We start from the raw sequence: 21886 nt of genomic DNA, 5'->3' as shown, positions 1-21886 counted from the left end.
GACTCGACGAGCACCGGCGCGGACGGCGCGGGCTCGACGGGAGCCCGCGGCACCTGCAGTGGCGACGGCGCCGTGGCGGGCTGGGGGACGAGGAGAGCAGCCGTCGGCGTCCAGTCGGCAGGTGCCTCCGCGCCCGGGCCGGGGGGCGCGTGCAGGTCGACCGCGGGCTCCTCGAGCGCAGGCGCGAACCGCGGCGCCAGGGCGGGGGCCAGCGCCGGCGCCACACCGAGCGCGCGGGCCGCGAGCGCGTCGAACAGGTCAGCCATGGCCGACCAGCTCGAGGTAGCGACGCCGGCGGCGCGGCGACAGGGCGAGTACCTGGCTCTCGCTCCAGCCGTACGCCGTGGCCAGCGCGTGCACGTCGCCGATCAGCCGCTCCGCCCACGCGTCGAGCTCCCGCCAGAGGTAGCTGTCGATGTCCAGGGGGCGGTGCCACGTGGTCCCGCAGGCGTCGCAGCTGATCGGCAGCTCCACGTCCGCCAGGGGCTCGGCGACGGCGAGCGCGGCGGCGGCAGTCTGCACGACGTCGTCGGGCAGGTCGGCTGCCGCGACAGGTGTGCCCCCCCGTTCGGCCGACAGGACCGCGCGCGCGACGAGCAGGGCGCGGGCGGCGCTCGCCGAGCCCGCCGCGGCCGCTTCGGCCAGATCGGTCATCCGTGGCACGCGGCAGCGGAGGGAGTAGCCGGCGACGTCCACCCCGACGACGTCCGGCCCCCGCTCCGCGCCGAACAGGGCGGAGGTCGTCAGTTCCAGCTCGAACACGAGACCGCAGGACGGGCAGTCCGCCAGCGCGCGCAGCGTGTGCCCGAACAGCCGTTCGCGCACCTGGATCAGCACCCGGTCGCGCTCGCCGACGTCCAGCTCCGCCAGCGCGTCGGGCTCCAGCCCGGTGACCGCGCGCAGCAGCGGCCCGGATCGGTGCACCGGGTGCAGTGACGAGCCGGCGTCCCAGGCATCGATCAGCTCCCCCGCGTCAGGTGTCCGGATCACGGCGGGTCCGTCACACGGCGGGTTCGGTGAACGTGGGCTCGGTCGGCTCCACAACCTCGTAGTCCCGCTCCCAGCCTTCGTTCTCCAGCTTGATCTTCTGGATCGCGACCCCGTTGCCGTTGGCGTCGAGCTCGGGCATCGCCTCGTACTCGGAGACCCAGCAGCGGTAGAGCTTGTACGCCACGGCGAGTTGGCCGGCCTCGTTGTAGAGCTCGAGGATCACGTCCTTGCGGAAGTCCTGCAGCGAGACCTCCCGGCCGAGCCCGGAGCCCCAGTTCCACACCTTGTTGGCCCACTTCTCGAACTCAGTGTCGTGCGAGACGCCGCGCTCGAGCATCACCGGCTCGTACTCGGTCCGCCCCGGTGACTTCCGGCTGGAACTCGGGTCGCCACCCTCCCGGTGCGTGACGACCTCGGTCTTGCGGTTGAGCGCGCCTGCCTTGCTGAGCCCGGCCACGTAGCGGCCGTCCCACTTCAGCCGGAACTTGAAGTTCTTGTAGGGGTCGAAGCGCGATCTGTTGACGCTGAACTGTGTCATGGCCCTACACCTCGACCTGTCCGGCGATCTGCTGGATCTGGATGACGACGAACTCAGCCGGCTTGAGCGGCGCGAAGCCCACGACGATGTTCACGATGCCGCGGTCGATGTCGGCCTGCGTGGTGGTCTCGCTGTCGCACTTCACGAAATAGGCCTCCTGCGGCGTCACCCCCTGGAATGCGCCCTGGCGGAAGAGGCCGTGCATGAACGCGCCGAGGGTGAGCCGGATCTGGGACCAGAGCTTCTCGTCGTTGGGCTCGAAGACCACCCATTGGGACCCGCGGAACAGGCTCTCCTCGATGAACAGGGCGGTGCGCCGAACGGGCAGGTAAGCCCACTGGCTGGCCAGGTCGTCGTCGCCCACCAGCGTGCGCGCACCCCAGACGACGCGACCGGCGGCGGGGAACGTGCGCAGGCAGTTCACCCCGCGCGGATTGAGCTGGCCGTTCTGGCCGTCGGTCAGCCGGAGGGTCAGTTCGCGCGCGCCCACCATGGCCGCCTCCAGGCCGGCCGAGGCCTTCCACACGCCGCGGGCGGCGTCGAGGCGGGCGATGACGCCGGCGACGACCCCGGAGGGGGCGAACTCGCGCAGCCGCTTCTCACGCAGCGGGTCGGCGGCGCAGATCCTCGGGAAGTACAGCGCGGCGTTGGGTCTGCGGGTGACGACGTTGGTGATGTTGTCGAGCACGTCCTGGGGGTCGTTCCAGGCGACGGGCGGGTCGACGATGACGACGGCGCGGCGGCGCGTGCAGTAGCTGACCGCCGCGTCCCACGTCGCGGGATCGACGTCGTCGGTGTCGGAGTACGGCGGGATGCACAGCAGGTTGAACAGGTCGGCGTCCTCGAGGGCGAAGATCCCGCGCCGGGCGTTCTCGAAGTCCGGACCCGCCACGTCCGCGTCGTCGATCCGGAGGCCGTCGTTGCCGTCGATGAGCGGCTCGGGGTCGGCCGTCACCACGGGCCGGCCGCCCGGCAGCGCGCCCACCCCCCGGACGAGCTCCGACTCCTGCTCCAGGACGTCGGTCACGAACCGCTCCCCGGCCGGGTCGAGGGTCAGCCGCAGGAACTTCTCCTCCGTCACCACGGCCGGTGGAGTCGCGCCGTCGGTCTCCTGGATCGTGAGGTGGAACTGGCTCGCCGCGTTCGGGTTGTTCGGATCCGGCAGCGGATGCGTCACCACCGCCTGCAGTCGGTTGCCCCACGTCCCCGGGCTGGACGCCTCCAGCCGCAGGACGCCACCACCCTCGGCCGCGAGGTCCGTGGCGGCGTGGTCGCGCACGCCGGGGGCGCTCTCGTGGTGCACCCGCACGATGAGCGCATCCGCGCCGCCGTTGAGGAAGAAGTGCTGGACGGCGTAGCTCATCGGGCTCTCGTCCCACAGGCCTCCGAAGAGCCGCTCGAACTCCCCGAATCCCTGGACCCGGACCGGCTCGTCCACCAGGCCGCGGCGGGCACGGCCGACGAAGGCGGTGATCGAGGTCGGTACGCCGCGAACCGTTCGGATCGCGGGTTCCAACTCCTGGATGTAGACGCCGGGATGGGCGAGCGTGAGGGGCATGGCATTCCTTCGATGAAGGGAATGGGCGGGTCAGGCCTGCCGTCCGACGAGGATGTTCACGTCGACCGGGTCGGCCGACGGATTGGCGAAGCGCAACGTCTGGGGAGGGTCGGCGAGCAGGCTGACCGGCCCTGCACCGATCAGCACGAGCGGACCGTCCAGGACGAAACTCGTGGTGCCTGCGTCGGCGCTGAAGCTGACGTCCGCTTTGTACGAGCTCGCCATGATGATCAACAGCTGCACGTCACCGGCTGCGGCTGACGGCTGGACGTCGACGTCGACGTCGGTCGCGGCAGCAGCGAGTTGGATGCTCATCTTGTCGTAGGCATCGGTCGTCTGACTCCCCGAAGCCGCAGCCTTGGGTCCGAGCACGACCGCGAAGTTGACCGACCAATTGATGGTCTCGGACATCGACCCCCCTTGCGAGAAGGACCTCTCGTGACCAACACACGCGCCCGGTCGAGCACACCACTGACCGAGAGGACTCTGCTGTGCCGTCGCGGTTCGGAATGGTGCGACGCTGCGGTCGACGGAGGTGAAGCCTCGGTCGAAGGTCTACCGGGCCACCGTCACCACACCGTCACCGCGGTGTCACCGCTGGCAGGACGCTCGGGGTCAGGTGCGCAGCAACCGTCGAGGCATACCGCCGCTTTCCGCCCTGAACCGTCGGAACCTGTTACTCGGTCAACTCGCGAGCGATGCCGGCCGACGTGCCGCCCGCTGCCTTGGCCTCCATGATCCGATCGACCCCTCGGGAAAGGGTGCGGGAGGCGACCTGGTCGAGCACCAGCACTTCTCGCAGCAACTGTCTCTCCGACTCGTCGAGGAGGGAGGAGTCCGCGCTGTTGCCACGCGTGCCGGCCTCTGAGACCGTCTTCGCGCGACCGGCTCAGTCATTCGAGGTCGTCAAGCCTCACCCCGTTGTCGTCCACCACGAGGTTTCTCTTCTTTCCCCCGGCGACAGCGTTACCGCCTATGGCTGAACCCGGGTCGTCCCAGCCGGTGCGTGAGGTGCGCACGAGATCCTCGCCCCCCACGGTCCGCTGCCAGATGTGAGCGATGACCCTTCCGGAGGAGTCCTGGATCTCCAGGTGCTTGGTCCTGAACTGGTCCTCGTTGTCGACCCAAGGGACATCGCAGCCTACTGACCTGGACCGGTTCGCAGGTACAGATCTATTGCAACCGGAGTTCTCGAGGTTCTGGTACTCGATCGCAGTGTTCCGGTTGTTCTCCACGGTCTCGATCCGCGTCTTCGCCATGCGAGTTCACGCTCCCACTGCTGTCGTCTCAGGCAACGGTCCGACAAGGGCCCACCTAGGAGCTTCTTCGGGCTCCCTCAGATGGTGCGTTGATGACGAAGGAGAGTTGCGGGACGAGCCCGTGACCGACGAATCCTATGTCGGGACCCCAGGTGATCTCCATGACCGCGCCTCCCCGCCTGATCTCTGCATGGAGACGGAGCGACTGGCTTCGAGGGTCGCCGGGTGAGAAGGTCACTCCTGATGGGAGAGCTGTCCCGGTTGCGGTGAAGTACCGTGCTAGATCCGTGACGAGCCCGTCGCGTAGATCTGCATCGGCACCCTGGATCTCACCAGTCGCGGAGATGATTCGGTCATCCTGAGCCAGCTCCAGGACTGCCTCGTGGATGGCGATCTCATCCGCGGCGACCTCCATCAGTCGTCGGAGCTCCTCTATGCGGCGGCCATGAGCCTGTATGTCCTCACGGAGCCTGGCAGCTGCTTCCTCTGGGAGGGTTTCCACGAGAACCTCCTTCGAGCCGGTGAGGCGACTGGGCTCCCAGCGCACCTCGTCGGACCTCTCCGGCCACTGATCTGCAGCACCGAGAGGCTTGGCGTCTCCACGGTTGCCGCCCATGCCTCCCACGACCGACTCTTCCCCACCCGCGTCACCCGCTCGTCACTGTTGCGTCACCGCCGGTGAACGATGCTGGGCCGGGTCCTCACGTTCCTGATCGCGAGCAGCCGCATCGCGACATCGCAGAGGGAACCCACGATGGTCCGGATCTCTCAAGACCATGAGGTGGGTCATGGGACAGGTCGGGTATCCGCGCTCCGCCGGCCGAAGCGCGAAAGGGCGCCAGCTGTACGTGGCCGCAATTCGGGGACTCCCTTCTGCTCCTGGCGTGTACGGCGTCCTGGCGCCGCAGACGACGATGGGTGCCGTCGCCCATCTCCCGGACGATGCGGCTCACCTCACCCACGGCGGTGACCGTGACCCCACCGGCCGAGACCGACTGCCGGGCGGGACCGAGGAACTACTCACCCCGCTCGGTCCACATCCACACCCGGATGTGCGACGGGCTGGAGAGCCTCAGCTCCGTGGCCAGTTCTTCCCGGGTCAGCGCCATGGCCTGGTGCCGGACCGATCGCCTCTGCGTCGCTCGTCGGCACGACGGTGCTGTGCGGCCAGGGAGCTGCAGGAGCGGAACTGGAGGATGGGGTCGCCGGCGAGCGCAGGGTGCAGCCGGCGATGGGTCCCGGGAGGACAGCGGCTCGGGGTGGACGCGCTGGGGGCGCCACCCGTAGCTCGCCGCTCCCCCACCGGGACTGCCCCGACGGTTCGCACGCGTGGCTCGCAGCGCTCCGGGGACCCGCCCAGCACCCGGAGCAGCGAGGACGTCCACACGCATCGCTCGAGGGCTACTTCAGGGGTTCGTCATGGTCCACTTGGGGACCTGCCACGCTCATGAGGCCCCTGACCTGCGGTTCTGCTCCTCCGATTGGACTCGAACCGACAACCCTGCGAGTTGATCGTGCGGCTGTCGACAGCGGTTAGCCGATGACGAAGGTGCAGGTCGGCGACGTCCGCGTCATCGGCTGGCATCGGTGATCGTCGGGCGTAGAAGGTGGTTCGTCGGTCGTGAGTCGGTCGCGTCATCGACGCGTGACCGATCGCCGGCTCCGACCGACCCGGTGGAGGTCGAGCCGGCACCCGCGGTTCTGGTGCGGCCCATCCCGAGGTCATCGACGCTGCGCCAGGCCCGTCGCGGCGCGTGCATCCGGTCTCGCACAGGCCACCCGGCCCGCCGCGGTGGAGTCGTCGGCGGGGTCGCAGCGGCCGATGCGGCGGCACGGGCCCTCGGCAGCGGAACGCCCGGCTGCACTCGTCTCCTCGTAGCGCGGCCCGTCGCAGAGCCGATCGCCCTCACACGGGCCTGCATCCTCGTCTGGCTGCGTGCTCCCACGTCGCATTGGCGCCCTGTCCGGCCCGCAGCCGTTCCCGATGCCCCATCCCCGGTGGGTTCATGGGGCCGTTCAGCCACGATGACTGCTGGGTCCACGCAGCCAGGGAGAGTGCCCCCGGCGACAGCGCACACAGTGGTCGACTCTCGTGACGGGCGCGTGACGCCCGGGTGACGAACCCGGATCAGCATGCCCGTCGAGAGCACGATCCAGCGACTCGAGGCGCAAGGGGGCCGGCGAGTGGATGAGGCACGGTCCGGCGGCCCCCTCGGCCGCTTCTGCTTCCTGAGCCACGAGATCGATGCGGCGAGCCTCGCCCGGGCGAGCAGCCGTGTGGAGGTGGAGGGGGTCCGGTGGTGGGGATCGGGCTGCCGGGACCCCTCCTCGTCGGTCGTGGACACAGCCGACGGTCGTGTCGCTCGCGATCGACGGCACCGCCCACGAATCCGACAGCGGTCATCCCGAGAGTCGCCGAGAAGATCCGGTCGAGTGCCATCGCCGTCCAGCGATGAGTCCCGTTCCGAACGGTGTGACGCTCGAGGAGGCTGCATGACGGCCCGAGCGGAGCCGGCGGGACCACCCCGTCGTATCGACGCCCGCTCGCGGAGCGCGCCGCATCCCTCGTCCCCGGCCGGCCGGCCCCCCGATGCCCCGGTTACTGCTGGACGGATCGGGTCACGCTCGATCTCTGTTGGCCGCCCAGGGCGCTCCCACCCCTGCATCCAGGAGGAGAAGTGAGCCCCTCCACGCGCCGCAACTCCCGCCGGGGCCGGCGAGGTTCGAACCGGATCGCCTTGCGCCTCCGACGATTGCGTCGCCGGCTCACCAGGACCTACGCCGGGTGGCGGGACAGGCTCCGGCGCAGCCCCAGCGAGGTGGGCATCGAGAGACCGAGACGCTGGCAGCGTCGGAGATGGGCGCGTGTTCTCCGGTGGCTCTGCTACACGGGTGCCGCTCTGCTCGCGTTCTGGTTGGTCAGGGCCATCGTCGTGATGGTCAACGGGGCGCCGATGGACTTCCCGCCAGGATTCAACCTGGAAGAGATCTGCAGTGACATCGCACCGTCCTGCGGTGCCGTGACGGGCTTCGCCCTGCCGTGGCTCACTCTCGCCTTCGTGACGGCCTTGTTCTTCGTGAACCGACTCTGGTTCGTACCCAGGGAGCGGACGAGGAGAGCCAAGGAATCACCCCACAAACTCGTCCCCACGGCGGGCAGTGTCACGGGAGAGGTGGTCGGACGAGACGAACTCTGCAAGGTCCTCATAGACAACGTGCACGCGAACCGGGATCGTCGCCCGCAGTTGATCATCGGCGGAGTGGGAACCGGGAAGACGGCTGTGATGGTGCAGTTGACGAAGTTGCTCGCCGAGTACGGAGCGACTCCGGTGGCCATCCGGCTGCGCGACGTGGAGAAGACCTTCAGCTTTCGTGAAGTAGCTCGGATGGATTTCAAGAACCAGGTCAACGCCAGACTGCTCTCGGATGCCGAGGGGGAGAAGGTCTGGCGGTTCCTGCGCTACGACGACAGGATCGTCGTGCTCGCGGATGGCCTGGAGGAGGCTCTGACGCAGGACAAGGATCGCGATGACCGCATTCGCCTGGCGGTCACCCAGGCGAGGCGGGACAACTTGCCCCTGGTGATCGCATCCCGACCTCATGAGTCCTTGCGCGGAATGGACGCCTCCGTCCTGGAACTCGAGCCGTTGAGTGAGGAGGCGGCGCTCCAGTACCTGGGGAGCGGCAGCAGCCAGGGCGACCCCCGACGCATCGACTGGATCGTCGAGACCGCCGGCGTCACCGAAGCGCCGTTGTACCTCCGGATCGCTCACGAACTGGACCGGGAGCGACTGCTCGGGCATCTGGTCACGGACGACGAGGAGGCCGCGACCACCGTCAACACCAGGGACCTGGATCGCTCGGCCCTTCGACGCAACCTGCTCGACACCTGGAGGTCGGCACTGACGCGGGGGCGTCTGCACGGTGAGTCGCCATTGACGCCATCACACCGGCAGGCGACCGTCGCACTCGTCGCTGCGCTTGCCTGTGTCGGTCTGCTGAAGGACAAGTTGGAGGTCAAGTACGTAGACGCGCTGTTGGACGGCGGCGAGTCCGAGGGGACCGGGGGTGAGCCCGGGCAGGACAGCGGTGAGGCCGAGGAGGACGTGCGCCGGCGTGGACTGCCCGCCCTGCCCGTGCCGACCCGGCAGAGCGACGTCGCAGCCCCCGTTGACAGCGACGAGGAACCGGACAGCACCTGGGAGCTGGACGAGTTCCGCACCGAGGGGCTGACGGCATGGGTCCGCAAGAGTCAGGAGCGCTTGAGGCGGTCGAGCTACGCGAGCGGCGTCGTCAACACCCGTCTCGCCATGACCGTGAACACACGCATCGCGGCCACGTGGGGAGCGCAACTGGGTCTGGTGGAGGTGCGCGGCGAGGCGGTCCGGTTCCAGCACAGCGTCCTGCAGGCCTACCTCGGGTCTCTTCCCTTGGAGGACGTACTGGACGACCCTGGGTTCCTCGACGAGGCCTTCCGCTGGCCCGACCGCCCAGGTCGGGAAATGCTGATCGCCATGGTCCTGCTCTCACGGGCGGAGGCCGGTCAGCAACTCAACGAAGGGGTCACCAATCTTGCGTCCGCGACTCCGGGGTCGGACAACGCAACAGCGGTGAAGTTGGTCGAGACCCTCCACGAGAGAATCGAGATGCGCTTCCGCAGCGGGTATGACAACAAGTGTCTGGACATCCTCGCTGCCGCACTGGAGATCGGGACGGTCGCCCCTGCGGACAAACGACACCAGCTGCAACTGGTGCAGCTGGCGGCGAAGAACTGGTCCCGCTTCAACGCGGCGGATCCGCGGACCCTTGAGGAGGCGAAACTCGGTTTCGTGTACCGATTGAGTGAGGCGCTCCGGGAAGTCGACCAGCGCTCCAGGAAGGCGAGGGTCAAGGATGACTCCCCCGAGCGCAAGGACATCGTGAGTGCGTACAGGGAGCTGTTCAAGATCGGCTGCTTCGAGGCCTTTTCCTACCCTGTGCGTCGCGCGGTGGCCGAGGAACTCGGCGCCGGCGGGACGATCGCCTTCCTCGCTCTACGAGGCAACTTCAGGAAGGCCCTCCAGTCACTGAACACCGACGAGTGGATGACGACCGGAGAGCGCTGGCGCGCGACGGTCATGTCGGCTTGGTTGGCGCCGCTCCTGCTGACACCTGACCGGAGAGACGCTGACACGGCCGGCAAGAGCCAGGGCCGGGACTTCACGCCCAGGCGCAACCTGGAGTACTGGATCCGCCGCGTGGGTCGCCCTGAGATCCGCGCCCGCGGCGGGGGATCCGAGGGTGATGAGAAGGCGGGTCCGGGAGGTGGGGTGCGAGGAGGCGGTCGAGACGAGGACGTCCATCCCCCGAACCCCGGATCGCAACTTGTGCAGACCCAGGTGACTCACGCGCCGGACGCCACCGCGGCGCAGGGCCCAGATGACCAGGGCCGCCTGGGCGGGGCTGGTCCGGAGGACGGTGACCCGTGGCTGGGGACGTACCGGCAGCTGCCCGTGCCCCCGCTGCCCATCTCGATCGAGGTCGCGTTGGCCAGGGGGTTCAGATATGCCGCGAACAGACGCGAGCGGCATCGTCAGGCTCATGCAGATGCGCGGACCCATCTCGCCGAGCAGGCACTGGAACTGCTGAAACGCAGCGGTTTCTGGTTCTCTCAACTGACTTTGCTGCAAGCCCTCGGCCTGTGGGCCCTGCCGGACGACGCCGACGGCGGCGGTGAGCGGATCCCTGGGCCTTCCCACAAAGGTGTGGACGGCGCCGACATTCGCGCACGAGTGCACCATTGGGTCGACGTGGCCGGGAGCCTCAGGGACGAGGGGCGAGAACCGCGCAGCCAAGGCGACGCGCCTCGTACCCACCGATTCGTCGTGGAAGCCGGCGAACTGGTGATCAACGCGCTGGAGAGCGGCCGGCCGGAGCGGTTCCTCTGGGTTGACGAGCACGGAGTCACCTCGAAGATCGGAGCGAGTGCGATGAACCGCGCGGAACTCCGCAAGCACCAGCTCTGGATACCGCCGTCCATCGGCTGGAGCGCCTTGGATCCGCGCGCCCAACAGCTGGTCGCAGACGTTCTCCTGCTCATGAACCTCGCCGACCGAGGAGATGACGTCGGAAGCCGCGAGGAGAGGCTCATGAGGGTTAACCGGCGGGATCTGCCGCCGTGCATCACAACCGATCGGGCGCCATTGGACCCGAATCGGAAGATCGGGTCGAGTGAAGGCTCCCGACCAGGGAAGACCTGCCCGGGTGACTGCGAGTACGGCCTCTGCCCGTATCCCCCCAAGGGGAACATCACGTACCACGCAGAACTGACGGAGACGTTCTGCCGACGACAGCAGACGCTCCTCGACCACAGTCTGCGTCGAAGGGCAGCTCCCTGGCAGGAGATCGCCCGGGAGGACCTGCGTCAGTTCTGGAGAGAGATGGCCGCGCGAGCACGCCGGTGAGCGGGCGGACGTGCCGGGGACGGCCGGCTCCCGCGTCGCAACGTCATCAGATCGACGTCAGCGGGATCGGCGGTTGGTCACTCGACTTCGCAGCCGCGCCGGCCACCAAGGGGATCATGGCCAGGACAACGGCCGCAGTGCGCCGACGAGCCATCCCTCGTCACCTCCGGAGAGCGTCGGTGGAGGCAGGACGACCGTCCTGTCACAGGAGCACCAGTGAACTCGAACCGCACAGTCCCGGGCGCACCGACAGGCTCCAGGGCGTCGTCACGGCGGGTCAGGCGCGAAGAGCTCAGCCACGGCCTGTCGCGTCGGGCCGTGCTTGGCGTCACTGAAGCCGCCCTCAGGGACACCAGCGCACGCGGTGCCCAGGTCGTTCAGTCCTCAACTGCGTCCTGCGGTACTGGTCCGACCCGACGTGACGAGGTCCCAGAGCCGATGGGCCACGACGTGGGGCTCCACGCGGCCACGCCGACCTAGGGAACGCTGCCCCGTGGTTCGTTGGTCGTCGACCGAGGCTCGGGTCGCCTACCAGGCCGTTGAGCTGCGGTGTTGCTCCCCCGATTGGACTCGAACCAATAACCCTGCGAATTGGCGAACACCGCTTACCGTGCTTGTCCGCTACGCACCGATCTGGCCCTTGACGTGCGGATACATGGTGGTCCGACGCCCCGACCCGTACCTTCACACATCGCCGGTATCCGTCATTTATCAGGGGTAAATCATGGGCAGGCCGGGACTGGCGCTGGGAACGGCGGGCAAGATCCGCTTCCACGCGACGCCGTCCGGGCACCGCGCCGTCGCCTGGTACCGGGACTACGACGGCAGGTGCCGTCAGGTCGAACGCCGCGCCAAGACCAAGGCCGCCGCCGCGGCCGCGCTACGGCTCGCCCTGCGCGACCGTGCCCGCTCCCACACCGCCGGGGACATCAGCCCCGACACCCGAGTGAGCGTGCTGGCCGAGGCGTGGTTCGCCGGCTTGAAGAATCTCAGCCCCACGACCATGCAGGTGTACCGCCATCGCCTCGATCAGCAGATCCTCCCGGGCCTGGGCAGCCTCCGGGTGCGCGAACTCAGCGTCGGCACGGTCGAGCGGCACCTGCGCCTCGTCGCCGACAAGCACGGCCCCGCCATGGCGAAGATGACCAAGAGCGTCCTGAGCGGGATCTGCGGCCTGGCCGCTCGGCACGACGCGCTCGACCGCAACCCCGTCCGCGACACCGGAAGCATCGAGGCCCCGGCCAAGAAGGCACCGCGGGCCCTGACCGCAGTGGAGGCGCGCGCGCTTCTCGCCCTGCTCGCCGGCGACGAGCAGGCGCGGCGGAACGACGTACCCGACCTCGTGGCCTTCCTGCTGGCCACCGGCTGTCGCATCGGCGAGGCGACGGCCGTGACGTGGGACGACCTCAACCTCCATGCCGCGACCGTGGAGATCCGGTCGACGATCGTCCGGGTGAAGGGGCAGGGCCTGGTCCGCAAGAGCACGAAGACGGCCTCAGGGGCCCGCACGCTGCTGCTGCCGTCCTGGTGCGTGGAGCTGCTCAGCTGCAGAGCGTCCGGTGGCGGCGCCCCGCGGAACGCGGCGCGGCAGGGAGCGCCGGCGTTCCCGGCCCCGCTCGGGGGATGGCGCGATCCCTCGAACACCCAGGCCGACCTCCGGGCCGCCTTCGCCGCCGCCGGCTTCGGCTCCATTACCAGCCACGTGATCCGGAAGACGACCGCGACGGTGCTCGACCACGCCGGCCTGTCCGCCCGCGCGATCGCCGACCAGTTGGGGCACGCCAACCCCAGCCTCACCCAGGACGTCTACCTCGGCCGCCAAGTCGCCTCCACCGGCGCCGCGGTGGCGCTGGAGGCTCTGCGACCTGCCGGTCCCGGCCGCGCCCAGGTCGACGGCCAGGAGTGAACGGGTCGGACCGCGGGCTGCGCACACGCGGACGTCGCACCGTTTCCGGATCCCCGCCCGACCGAGACGCTCCGGGCCGACGGCACTGCCGCTGCAGTTGTTGTCCAGTTCGGCGCCCGGCGCCCCGTTGTGTTCGGATGAGCCTGCGCGGCCGCCTCGCCTCGTCGACGCCGGGGTATGGCACGGAGCAGGAGGATGACTGCAGGCCGCCGGAGCAGCCTGCGGCCATGAACTTCCCACTCGTGACCGACGGAGCCGTGGGCCTCTCCGTGGCCGGCGCCGATGCACTGCTGACGCCCAGCCAGGCCGGGGACTACCTGCAGACCGGCGAGCGATTCATCCGCCGGCTCATCGCCGAGCGACGGATCGACTACGTCAAGCTGGGCAGGTACGTCCGCGTGCAGCGGTCGGTCCTGGACGCCTTCATCGAGTCCGGCCGGGTCTGCCAGGTACCGGACGCCCGCTGATCGACCGAGCGCCCGCACGCCCATGTGACCCGCGCCGGGTGGCAGCTCGACGGACAGCACGAGGCTTCCTGGGACCGGGTCGACCACCCGGGTGCCGAATCATCACGTCGCACGGTGGGAGGGTCACACCCCGGAGCAGCTGCAGGGCACAGTCGGCCGGGTGGACGGGCTCCGGAGCGGACCTAAGACCGCCACCGGGGACGAGCCAGCTCCCGGGCTCAGGCAATCCGCGGGCGCGCTGCGGGGCCGCGTCACGTCGAGGGAAGCGGATCCGAACTCCCCGTCTCGGTTGATCCCCACAGTGTTGTGCGTCACCATGCTGGTGTCGGTACGCGGCCGCCGACCAACTCGGCTACGCCGACACCTCCATGACCACCGACGTCTAAGACTCAGACGTTCGGAAGCGGTGGCCACCCGCCGTCAGGAGACTCGCCGCGCCAATCTGCCTCACTCGGTGGGTAGATCTGAGCGCGGTCTATCGCGGCGAGCATGCTCCGAGTCGCCGCCGGATCGGACGAGTGGACTCTCATCCCCCTGCTCGGCCACAACCTCTCAGCCGTGAGCCACGAGACCAGGCCCAGCGCGGTTCCCCCGTCCAGAATCTGTTCGCCGAGATCGTGGTCGAGGCTGGCCCACTCGACCCTGCGGTGACGCAAGCATTCCTTGGCCTCGGCGACGGAGTGGCACCACTCCCATCCGCGGGGGGCCGGCCGCCGGTCGTCCAACCACAGCCTCATGCCCTCACCATTCCGCGATCCCCTCGTTCGAAGTGTCCGCCGGCCGACGCGGCGTCGGACCCTACGCGGAACGACGGAGCATTCAAGATCAGCATCTGCCGACGTTGGTGGGCTGGCCGAGCTTCCGCGGTCGCAGCGCAAGGACCCCGACCGAGAGCGCGGCCAGAGTGAGGCCGCTGGCGGCACCGAACCCCCCGACCAACGCGCTCATGCGAGCCGACAGCGCACCGGTCAGGCCCGTGCCCATCCCGAACGCGACTACAACCACCGAACTCATGATCGCGAACGTCTCGTTCTCCCGGCCCACCGGCGCGACCTCCCCTGCCACGGTGTAGAGGCCGGAGAAGGTCGGCGCCAGTGGCAGACCGAGGACGAAGGCCATAACCACCTGCGCAGTGAAGCCGTACTCGAAGGCCACGATCCCCGTGAGGCAGAGGAACGCGAAGAGGAGAAGACCGACGGGCACGGCCGATGCGACCGGACGGCCGTCACGCCACCTGGCGAACGCGGATCCCCCGACGAAGCTCCCGACCCCCCAGGCCGTCATCAGGAGAGGCCCGTCGACAGCCGTCGACGGGACGACGGCGAAGACGGTAGCGACGCAACCGTGCGCGGCAGACGCCAACAAGGTGACCAGGAACAGCGGCCATCCCCGCCGCATCGTCATCGCGGGCGACGACCCGAGACGCACACTGGCGGCAGGGCCGAGCCGACGGTCCAGGCTCAGGCCGAGCCCCCCGACCGTCAGCAGGAGCGCCTGCACGAGCACGATCGTCTGCGCGGTGACGGCGGCAAGCGCCGCCACGAGGATGCGGCCGACGATGTGCACGCCTTCGGCCAGGATGGACTCGACGTCCGACGCCCGCACACGCGGCGCCCCCGCGGGCAGCAGGCGGTTCCAGGTGGCACGCATCGCCGCGGCCACCGGCGGGGTCCCGACACCGAGCAACAGCGCCCCCGCAACCGAGGTTCCGTAGCTGGGCACGAGGAGCAGCGCCGTCCCGGCGAGGTTGGCCCCCACGCAGAGACGCAGGACGAGTGGAAGGCCGCGGCGGTCGGCCAGCGCTCCCCACACCGGCGCGGCGCACCCGAGGGCAACGGTGTAGCAGGCGGCGAGCGCACCGGTCTGTCCCGGACCGAAGCCGCGCGCGACGCCCAGGGTCAGCACCCCGACCGCGCCCATGCCGTAGGGCAGGCGGGCGATGACGCTGAGGGCCAGCAGACCAGGAAAGGCCGAGGGCCCCCGCGGAGGTTGGCGTGCCGCGGGGGCGGGGCGCGGCACGAGCCCTTCCCCTTCGCTGCGCCGCCCCGCCCTCGGTTTCCCGTGTCTCACCTGGACGAACCGGCCGCTCCGGCTCCCGGAGCCGGCGTCCCACGCACCCGACCGCCCGCACCCGGGGAGCCGGGCCGGCCGGCACCGCGCTCCATCAGGGCGTGACGGCAGCCGAGAGCAGCGCCCGGTAGTTGCGGATCGCCGACCGGATCTCCTGGAGGTAGTTGGTCGCCGTGAACGGCTGCGCGAGCTCCGGGACGACGTCGCCGGGGACCACCCCCACGGTCTCGACCTCGACGCCGAAGGGCAGGGCCAGCATGCGCAGCGCCGCGGCCTGCTGGGCCGGGACGTAGATGGCGGTCGTGATCGCCAGCAGCCGCTGCCCGGGCTCGAGGCGGGCGAGGCGGCGGGCGAACCACTCGTAGGTGTCCGGCGTGTTGGCCCGACGCTCCGCAGGTGAGCTGGACGGTGCCGCGGCGACGCGGATGCGCAGCCCCGTCGGCGTCCGGTAGGTGCGCACGGACCAGGTGCCCCCGGGGAGGTCGGACACCTCGCCTTCCTCCGCGGTCGGGGCCTGGAGGTCGAACGCCCGCCGGGTCCCCACGTCGAGCGCCTCGTACTCCTCCGCGACGTCGGGAACGCCCGCGCGCCGCGCCAGGTCGTGCTCGTTCCCGCCGAAGGGACGGTGCCCGCCCAGCGCGGTGACCTCCGGCGTCCGCACCGTCCCCGAGCGGATCAGCTGGGCGGCGTGGACCGGCCGGACCAGACAGGCGCGGACGAGACCGCCGAGGATGAACACGTGGTCGTAGGAGTCCCGGCGCGGTGGACGGGGATCGACGAGCCCGAGGGCCCGCGCCGCGGCTAGCACCAGCTCCTCCACCTCGTCGGTCAGCTCCAGCTGCGCCGCGAGGTTCCGCTCCGCGCCCTTCCGGGTGTCCCACCGGTCCGAAAACTCGTCGAGACGCTCCAGCCGCGCCGCCGGGTCGCCGTCGAAGCACTCGTCGCCGCCGCCGAACGCGGCGACCAGGCCGCGCAGCGGCGGAGAGGCCGACCAGGCCGCGATGTCACCGACGAGGTCGGGGCCGCTTCCGACGATGGGCACGGGGGCGAACGAGGTCATGGCCGGAGGCTAGCGAGCCCCCGGCACCGAACCGGGCCCGGCCGGGCCCCGTCCAACTGGCACGAGGGCGCATCCGGCGCCCCGGACCCAGGAGCCCACCGTGACCCAGCAGTCCCTTCCCGTCGACGCCCCTCGCCTGCACGCGACGCTGACCGCCCTCGGACTCCGCTTCACCCGCGACGAGGACGACGTCGCCCACCTGGCGTTCGTCCCCGACGGCCCGGGCCGGCCGGACCTGCGCATCACCGTCGCGGCCGAGGCCGACGGCGGGGTGGTCGCCATCCGCGGCCACCTCGCCACTCTCTACCCCGCGGACCGGGCCCCGGCCGCCGCGTCGGCAATCGCCGCGGTGCACGCGCGTCGACGGTGGCCCACCGGTCGACTGGTGTGGGGCGGCGCCGACGACGCGGATTTCCTCGTCGCCGGCGAGTTCTACCTGCCGGTCTTCGCCGGGGCCACCGACGCGCAGCTGGAGATGAGCGTTCAGGTGGCCGTCCGGGCCATCGGCCACCTCACCCGCGCGGTGCACGACGCGCTCCAGCCCCCCGCCGTCACCGGCCCGGCCGTCCCGTCGGCGGCCGAGCTGGAGTCCTGGCTGCGGGACTGACGGACGCCGGCCCGCTCGCGACCGCGGGGCGCGAGCGGGCCGGTCCGTCCTCGTCAGCCGTCGAGACGCTGCACCCGGACGCGGTCGGGCGGCGACGTCCGAGAGCCCGTAAGGGTCAGCGCCCTCGCCGTCGTCCCGGCCTTCGCGGCCAGCTCGACAGCGAGGACCCCATCGGGGGACTCGCCCCACGCCAGGCGGATCCGGTACCGCCCGGGCTCCGCGCGCGTGAGCCGGACGTCCCAGGTGCCGACCTCCGGGCCGGGCCGGACGACGACCACCGCGCCCGTCGACGGGTCCTCCGCCGTCACCGGACCGGGCACCCCTGGGCCCTGCACCGCCGGACCGGACCGGACCTGCTCCGCCGTCGCGCTCCCCAGCAGCAGCCAGAGGTCCCAGTCCCACTCGTCCAGCCCGCTGTTGCTGTCGTCGCCGGCCGCCGAAGCGTCAGATTCCGTCACGTGAGGGCCGGTGCCGGCACCCGACCGCAGCCGGGCCGCGAGGTCCCGGGCGTAGGCATATTCCTCGTCGGTGACCGGCTCCGCCATCAACTCGTCGGCGTCGATGCTCGCCGAGACGATCGCGATCAGCTCGTCCAGCTGTGCCCGTGACATCCGGGGCTCAGGCAACGTCCTCACCCTCCCCTAGCTGATCACGGAAGTCCTCGAGGATCTTCCGCAATGCCCGCATTCCGGCATTCTTGCGACTCTTCACCGTTCCCGGCGGCACACCGAGTTCGGCAGCCAGCTCGGCCTCGGATCTGGCGTTGAAGTCACCCGTGCGGGAGTCGTAGCACAGCCGGAGCATCTCCTGCTGCTTCTCCGGCAAGCGGGAGATCGCGGCCTCCATGACGGCCTCGACATCTGCGGACTCGAGCCGTCGCACAGCCGACGATCCGGCGTCGGACGCGGACTCGGAGTGCTCCCTATCCCGGGACGTCAGTCGCCCATACTTCTCTTGGTACGTGCGGTGAGTGACCTCCCCCTCCGTCCGGTCCTTGGCCATGTTGACGGCTGACGCGTACACCCAGGCACGAGGGTCATGTCCCGGCGGTTTACCCGCCCGTCGCTCCAGCGCCAGCAGCGTTTCCTGCGTCGCGTCGTCAGCGTCGTACTCGTTTCCGTAGTAGCGCCGCAACGCGCGACGGACCACGACGATCGCGTCCTCGAGCTGCATCCCGGTCTTCTCGACGAACCGCGCCTCGTCGAAGGCCGCGCGCTCCTCCCCGGGCCCGACGCCCTCGCCCCAGGCTCCACCGGACACGCGCGCCCCCTCGATCGTGGCCATGTCCCCCAGTCGCGGCCGGGAGGCTGGGCGCAGGCTACACAGCTCCCCCGCCGTCGTCATGCCGTCCCGGCCAGCACGTTCCGGCAGCCTGCGGCGGACGGCTCCAAGGCCCGTCCGCCCGGGACCGAACCGCCGTGGGCCGAGTCCCGTCCCTCTCGCACACGCCCCCGCCCGGGCCCAGCGAGAGGACGACGCCATGCCGCCCACCGGTTCCGCCCCCCTGGTGATCGCCACCGACGCGTCCGTCGGCAACCTCCGCGGCATCGGCGTCGCCGGTGTCGCGTGGATCGCCGCCGACGGCCGGTACGCCCTGAGCACCTGCCGGACGCGCGTTCCGGTCGTAGGTGAGCTCACCGCGATCCGGCAGGCGATCACCGCCCACCCCGGCCCCCGACCGCTGACCATCCTCACCGACTGCCGGCCCGCCCTCGACGCGCTGGCCACCGTGGTCCGCACCGGGCGCATCCCCACCGCCGCCGGGGTTCCCGGCTGCCGCGACACCGCGCGGCTGCTGCGCCAGATCTCCGTGTCCCTGCGCAGCCGGCCGATCGCCCTCGAGTGGGTCAAGGGCCACGCCGACCACCCGCTCAACGACGCCGCCGACCGCCTGGCCGTCCAGGCCCGCCGGTGCGTGCAGACCGGCGGCTCGCTGACCGCCATCACCGACCTCGCTGCGCGGATCGCGGCCGAGGCCCACCGAACCGTTTGGGCGCCGCTCGCGTCCTGAACCGGCACCACACACCCACCGCCACATCCGGAGGTTCCATGTCCCGCCGCGACACCGACCGCAACCCCCTGCTCCTCGACACCCGCGCGGCCGACCGCGTCCGGGTCCTGCAGCGCTACTGGACGCACATCCGCGTCGCCGACTGGCTCGCCGGCCGGCGGGACGGCCGGCGCGGCCTGCCCGAACGCGAGGAGACCACCCAGTGGCAGCACCGGGTGGCCGCTCAGAGCCGCGAGGGCTGCCAGTCGGTCCGCCGCATGGTCGACCGCCACTCCGCTCCCCTGGTCAAGCAGCTGTACGGCCTGCAGGCCGAGCTGGAGCAGGCCGACGAGGACCTCGAGGACCTCACCGAGCGCCTCGGCGCGATCCCGGCCGAGCCGTCGGCCGAGGCGCTGGCCGTCCGCGGCCCGGCCGAGGCGCAGGACCCCGAGGCGGTCATCGCCGCCCGCGCCCGCCGCCGGCACGCCGCGACGCGGGAGGCCGCCCGGGCGGCCCAGCGGGCGGCCGTGCAGCGCCGCCGCGCGCTGGCGGTGCAGGCCGACCAGGTCCGCGCCGACCTCGACGCCCTGCACGCGCTGGGCTGCACCCAGGCCCACCGCATCGTTGAGCACCACCAGCGGCGCACGCACGTCTACCTGCGGGCGCTGATCCGCCGGCACCCCGACCGCTCCCGGGTGGTGGACCTGTTCGACCGGCACCCGCTCACCCCGCCGGCGTGGGCGACCCGCCCCTCCCCGTGGACCACCGAGCGCCACCCGCTCCCCGGCCCCGACCGGCACCTCAGCCTGGCCTGACCACCGGGCCGGTGGGGGCGCTCATGCCCCCACCGGCCCGGTGCCGGGTCCGCGACCGAACCGGCCGGGGACGGCGCCCGTCCCCCGGTCAGCACCACCCATCCCGACGTCCTGGAGGACATCGTGCCGTTCCGCAGGAGGCCCCGCCGCCCCGACGACCGCGTCGGCGGGGTCGATCCCGACCGCCTGACCCGCTCCCCCTTCCGCGCCACCGAACCGTTCACGCCGGTCGACCGGCCCGACCTCGTCCGCCTGATCCGGCACCCACAGCCGCTGACGCTGTCCAGCGCCGCCGACTGGGAGCTGGAGGTCCTGCAGTGGATCGACGAGCTCCACGCCCGGGGGGCCCTCGACGACGGCACCTACGACGTGGCCGACGAGGCGATCCGCACGCGGCTGGAGGCCGAGCTCCAGCTGATCGACGACGAGGCGCGGGCGGCGACATCGACCGAGCGCGGCCTGCTGGCACCCAACGACCAGGCCAACCTCCGGGCGGCGCAGCAGGAGGTCCAGCGGCTGCGGGAGACCGACCGTCAGGTGCGCGTCCTCATCGAGGTCCACACCGCCCGCCTGCAGGGCCGCGACCCCGCCGTGGACGCTGACGCGCAGGCGACGGTCGGGCAGGACCGGCCCGCGGCGGTGCCGCCGCTGCCGGCCCCGGCGGACCTCAACGACGTCCTGCTGCCGCCGGTGCGGCCAGCGGCCTCCGCCCCGCCGCCCCGGCAGCCCCCGCCGGCCTGAGCGGCCCCTGGCGCGCGGCGGGGACGGGTCCAGCGGCCCGTCCCCGCCGCGCTCCCGGCCTCTCCACCACACCGAACCGGCCCGGGCCGGGCGCCGTCCACCACTCGAGCCGCCCTCGGAGGCGGACCCGATCGCCGAGGACCCCTGATGACCCTCACCGCTCCCCCGCTGCCCCCCGCCGACACCGCCGGCCCGGACCACCCGGCCGGCACCCGCGCGCCGCTGACCCGGCTGCTCGCTCTGGCCGGCCGCGGCCGGCGCCGCCGCCGCGAGCCGGCCCGCCCCCGGGGCTGGACCGCACCCTGGCTGGTCCAGGTCACCTGGCCGTATTACCTGCTCCTCACCGCCCTCGACGGCCTGCTCATCGCGTTCGTCAGCGTCGCCGACCTCTTCTTCATCAAGACCACGCTCGACCCGCTGATCGGCGAGGCCGAGGTGTTCTCCTGGATCGTCGCCCTCGCGCTGGCCACCCTCAGCGTCCTGGCACCGCTGCAGGCCGGCCGCTTCACCCGCAAGTACCGGGCCACCGGCCACCACCGCACCTCCGCGATCGCGCTGACGGCCGTGTGGGCCGCGCTGGGCGCGGGCCTGTTCGTCCTGCGGTGGATCGCCGGCGACCTCACCACCACGGTGATCTACGAGGGCACCCCCACCGGCGGGGGCGACACCGCGCACCACCTGATGGCCCTCGTCCTGGCCACGCTGCACCTGGCCACCGGCGCGACCGCCTTCGTCAGCGGTTACCACTTCACCAACCCGGAGGCCTTCGGGCTCCGGACGGCGCGTTTCCGGCAGCGCCGGGTGGAGCGGCTGCTCGCCACCGCGGAGTCCCGCTTCACCCGGTTGGCCTCCGCCCTGGGCGCGCGGGTCGCCGACATGTCCGAGGCCGCCCAGGCCGCGGAGACCGCCAAGCGGGCGCGGCGCGCCGTCGCCGACCACGTCGTGGCGATGGCGCGCCTGCGCATCGCCCAGCACCTGGGCGACCCGTCCTGCACCGGCGGCACCCGCCGGCCGGGCGAGCGGCCGGGGTCCGCGGTGCGCGGCATCCCCGAGGCGGAGGCCGGTGCCGCCTGAGGCCAGACCCCCGCGGAGGGCCGGGATCCCGTGCGGGATCCCGGCCCTCCGTGCGTGCACGGCGGCCCACCGAACCGGGGCGCCGCGGGCGCCGTCCCCCTGTCGAACCCCCACCTCGAGGAGGACTCCATGCCCCCGTCCACGGACTCCGGCGGCCTCTCCCGCCTCCGCATCGTCGTGCAGCGCTCCCGCACCGGCTGCCGCCAGTGCGACCTGCTGCTGCTGCGCTGCCCGCGCGGGACCGCCTGCCCCGGCTCCTCCGCCCCCGACCCGGTGATCTGCCTCGACTGCTCGTGGGGGCTGCGCTGCCCCACCCACGGACGGCACTGGACCACCGCATGACCGCCCGCCCCGCCCCTACCCCACCC

20 protein-coding genes are annotated in these 21886 nt (G+C 71.3%); 9 read left to right on the top strand and 11 right to left on the bottom strand.

Features of this window, described 5'->3' with window-relative positions; all coding sequences use genetic code 11:
- Positions 1 to 258: 258 nt before the first annotated feature.
- The 6 genes from ACI8AA_RS01525 to ACI8AA_RS01500 all read right to left on the bottom strand — a co-directional run bounded on the left by ACI8AA_RS01525 (position 259) and on the right by ACI8AA_RS01500 (position 4961).
- The gene (locus ACI8AA_RS01525; protein WP_457042749.1) at positions 259 to 990 is read right to left on the bottom strand and encodes a hypothetical protein; all 732 of its coding nucleotides are present in this window, start codon (positions 988 to 990) and stop codon (positions 259 to 261) included.
- 10 nt (positions 991 to 1000) lie between these two features.
- Positions 1001 to 1528 (bottom strand): phage tail protein, encoded by a 528-nt coding sequence (locus ACI8AA_RS01520; protein WP_457042748.1) that lies wholly within the window; start codon positions 1526 to 1528, stop codon positions 1001 to 1003.
- A gap of 4 nt (positions 1529 to 1532) precedes the next feature.
- The gene (locus ACI8AA_RS01515) at positions 1533 to 3086 is read right to left on the bottom strand and encodes a phage tail sheath family protein (protein WP_457042747.1); all 1554 of its coding nucleotides are present in this window, start codon (positions 3084 to 3086) and stop codon (positions 1533 to 1535) included.
- 30 nt (positions 3087 to 3116) lie between these two features.
- Complete coding sequence (locus tag ACI8AA_RS01510) at positions 3117 to 3497, bottom strand: hypothetical protein (protein WP_457042746.1); 381 nt, start codon at positions 3495 to 3497, stop codon at positions 3117 to 3119.
- A gap of 482 nt (positions 3498 to 3979) precedes the next feature.
- Entirely contained in the window at positions 3980 to 4345 is a 366-nt protein-coding gene (locus tag ACI8AA_RS01505; protein ID WP_457042745.1) for a hypothetical protein, read from the bottom strand.
- Positions 4346 to 4400: 55 nt separating this feature from the next.
- The gene (locus ACI8AA_RS01500) at positions 4401 to 4961 is read right to left on the bottom strand and encodes a hypothetical protein (RefSeq protein ID WP_457042744.1); all 561 of its coding nucleotides are present in this window, start codon (positions 4959 to 4961) and stop codon (positions 4401 to 4403) included.
- A 2203-nt stretch (positions 4962 to 7164) separates the two neighbouring features.
- Between ACI8AA_RS01500 and ACI8AA_RS01495 the strand changes: the two genes are divergently transcribed.
- From ACI8AA_RS01495 to ACI8AA_RS01485, 3 genes are all read left to right on the top strand, one after another.
- Complete coding sequence (locus ACI8AA_RS01495) at positions 7165 to 10788, top strand: hypothetical protein (protein WP_457042743.1); 3624 nt, start codon at positions 7165 to 7167, stop codon at positions 10786 to 10788.
- A gap of 724 nt (positions 10789 to 11512) precedes the next feature.
- Positions 11513 to 12694, top strand: a complete 1182-nt coding sequence (locus ACI8AA_RS01490) for a site-specific integrase (protein WP_457042742.1) — start codon at positions 11513 to 11515, stop codon at positions 12692 to 12694.
- Positions 12695 to 12921: 227 nt separating this feature from the next.
- Complete coding sequence (locus ACI8AA_RS01485; protein ID WP_457042741.1) at positions 12922 to 13161, top strand: helix-turn-helix domain-containing protein; 240 nt, start codon at positions 12922 to 12924, stop codon at positions 13159 to 13161.
- A 389-nt stretch (positions 13162 to 13550) separates the two neighbouring features.
- On the opposite strand, the gene ACI8AA_RS01480 is transcribed toward ACI8AA_RS01485, so the two are convergent.
- The 3 genes from ACI8AA_RS01480 to ACI8AA_RS01470 all read right to left on the bottom strand — a co-directional run bounded on the left by ACI8AA_RS01480 (position 13551) and on the right by ACI8AA_RS01470 (position 16291).
- The gene (locus tag ACI8AA_RS01480) at positions 13551 to 13898 is read right to left on the bottom strand and encodes a cyclic-phosphate processing receiver domain-containing protein (RefSeq protein WP_457042740.1); all 348 of its coding nucleotides are present in this window, start codon (positions 13896 to 13898) and stop codon (positions 13551 to 13553) included.
- Between the two features lie 88 nt (positions 13899 to 13986).
- Entirely contained in the window at positions 13987 to 15081 is a 1095-nt protein-coding gene (locus ACI8AA_RS01475) for a hypothetical protein (protein WP_457042739.1), read from the bottom strand.
- 244 nt (positions 15082 to 15325) lie between these two features.
- Positions 15326 to 16291, bottom strand: coding sequence for a hypothetical protein (locus ACI8AA_RS01470; RefSeq protein WP_457042738.1), 966 nt, complete (start codon positions 16289 to 16291; stop codon positions 15326 to 15328).
- 100 nt (positions 16292 to 16391) lie between these two features.
- Between ACI8AA_RS01470 and ACI8AA_RS01465 the strand changes: the two genes are divergently transcribed.
- Positions 16392 to 16898: a hypothetical protein gene (locus ACI8AA_RS01465; RefSeq protein WP_457042737.1), complete on the top strand. Its 507-nt coding sequence runs from the start codon at positions 16392 to 16394 to the stop codon at positions 16896 to 16898.
- 53 nt (positions 16899 to 16951) lie between these two features.
- Here ACI8AA_RS01465 and ACI8AA_RS01460 read toward each other — a convergent pair whose 3' ends face one another.
- Positions 16952 to 17509, bottom strand: coding sequence for a hypothetical protein (locus tag ACI8AA_RS01460; protein WP_457042736.1), 558 nt, complete (start codon positions 17507 to 17509; stop codon positions 16952 to 16954).
- 7 nt (positions 17510 to 17516) lie between these two features.
- Positions 17517 to 18182 (bottom strand): RNA polymerase sigma factor, encoded by a 666-nt coding sequence (locus ACI8AA_RS01455; RefSeq protein ID WP_457042735.1) that lies wholly within the window; start codon positions 18180 to 18182, stop codon positions 17517 to 17519.
- A 196-nt stretch (positions 18183 to 18378) separates the two neighbouring features.
- Between ACI8AA_RS01455 and ACI8AA_RS01450 the strand changes: the two genes are divergently transcribed.
- From ACI8AA_RS01450 to ACI8AA_RS01430, 5 genes are all read left to right on the top strand, one after another.
- Complete coding sequence (locus ACI8AA_RS01450) at positions 18379 to 18909, top strand: RNase H family protein (RefSeq protein WP_457042734.1); 531 nt, start codon at positions 18379 to 18381, stop codon at positions 18907 to 18909.
- A gap of 38 nt (positions 18910 to 18947) precedes the next feature.
- Positions 18948 to 19703 (top strand): hypothetical protein, encoded by a 756-nt coding sequence (locus ACI8AA_RS01445; protein ID WP_457042733.1) that lies wholly within the window; start codon positions 18948 to 18950, stop codon positions 19701 to 19703.
- A 123-nt stretch (positions 19704 to 19826) separates the two neighbouring features.
- On the top strand, positions 19827 to 20444 hold the full coding sequence (locus ACI8AA_RS01440) for a hypothetical protein (protein WP_457042732.1): 618 nt from the start codon (positions 19827 to 19829) through the stop codon (positions 20442 to 20444).
- A gap of 147 nt (positions 20445 to 20591) precedes the next feature.
- Positions 20592 to 21518 (top strand): hypothetical protein, encoded by a 927-nt coding sequence (locus ACI8AA_RS01435; RefSeq protein ID WP_457042731.1) that lies wholly within the window; start codon positions 20592 to 20594, stop codon positions 21516 to 21518.
- Between the two features lie 129 nt (positions 21519 to 21647).
- Positions 21648 to 21860, top strand: coding sequence for a hypothetical protein (locus ACI8AA_RS01430; protein WP_457042730.1), 213 nt, complete (start codon positions 21648 to 21650; stop codon positions 21858 to 21860).
- Positions 21861 to 21886 lie beyond the last annotated feature (26 nt).

The sequence above is a fragment of the Geodermatophilus sp. SYSU D01180 genome, assembly GCF_054050415.1.
Note: the sequence above shows the minus strand (reverse complement) of the source record. Positions and strands in the feature narration are given on the sequence as shown.

What these genes read in the sequence shown, in the direction of transcription:
- ACI8AA_RS01520 (WP_457042748.1), bottom strand. Translation starts at nt 1,528, where the DNA reads ATGACACAGTTCAGCGTCAACAGATCGCGCTTCGACCCCTACAAGAAC.
- ACI8AA_RS01515 (WP_457042747.1), bottom strand. Translation starts at nt 3,086, where the DNA reads ATGCCCCTCACGCTCGCCCATCCCGGCGTCTACATCCAGGAGTTGGAA.
- ACI8AA_RS01510 (WP_457042746.1), bottom strand. Translation starts at nt 3,497, where the DNA reads ATGTCCGAGACCATCAATTGGTCGGTCAACTTCGCGGTCGTGCTCGGA.
- ACI8AA_RS01505 (WP_457042745.1), bottom strand. Translation starts at nt 4,345, where the DNA reads ATGGCGAAGACGCGGATCGAGACCGTGGAGAACAACCGGAACACTGCG.
- ACI8AA_RS01500 (WP_457042744.1), bottom strand. Translation starts at nt 4,961, where the DNA reads ATGGGCGGCAACCGTGGAGACGCCAAGCCTCTCGGTGCTGCAGATCAG.
- ACI8AA_RS01490 (WP_457042742.1), top strand. Translation starts at nt 11,513, where the DNA reads ATGGGCAGGCCGGGACTGGCGCTGGGAACGGCGGGCAAGATCCGCTTC.
- ACI8AA_RS01485 (WP_457042741.1), top strand. Translation starts at nt 12,922, where the DNA reads ATGAACTTCCCACTCGTGACCGACGGAGCCGTGGGCCTCTCCGTGGCC.
- ACI8AA_RS01480 (WP_457042740.1), bottom strand. Translation starts at nt 13,898, where the DNA reads ATGAGGCTGTGGTTGGACGACCGGCGGCCGGCCCCCCGCGGATGGGAG.
- ACI8AA_RS01475 (WP_457042739.1), bottom strand. Translation starts at nt 15,081, where the DNA reads ATGGGCGCGGTCGGGGTGCTGACCCTGGGCGTCGCGCGCGGCTTCGGT.
- ACI8AA_RS01470 (WP_457042738.1), bottom strand. Translation starts at nt 16,291, where the DNA reads ATGACCTCGTTCGCCCCCGTGCCCATCGTCGGAAGCGGCCCCGACCTC.
- ACI8AA_RS01460 (WP_457042736.1), bottom strand. Translation starts at nt 17,509, where the DNA reads ATGTCACGGGCACAGCTGGACGAGCTGATCGCGATCGTCTCGGCGAGC.
- ACI8AA_RS01455 (WP_457042735.1), bottom strand. Translation starts at nt 18,182, where the DNA reads ATGGCCACGATCGAGGGGGCGCGCGTGTCCGGTGGAGCCTGGGGCGAG.
- ACI8AA_RS01450 (WP_457042734.1), top strand. Translation starts at nt 18,379, where the DNA reads ATGCCGCCCACCGGTTCCGCCCCCCTGGTGATCGCCACCGACGCGTCC.
- ACI8AA_RS01445 (WP_457042733.1), top strand. Translation starts at nt 18,948, where the DNA reads ATGTCCCGCCGCGACACCGACCGCAACCCCCTGCTCCTCGACACCCGC.
- ACI8AA_RS01435 (WP_457042731.1), top strand. Translation starts at nt 20,592, where the DNA reads ATGACCCTCACCGCTCCCCCGCTGCCCCCCGCCGACACCGCCGGCCCG.
- ACI8AA_RS01430 (WP_457042730.1), top strand. Translation starts at nt 21,648, where the DNA reads ATGCCCCCGTCCACGGACTCCGGCGGCCTCTCCCGCCTCCGCATCGTC.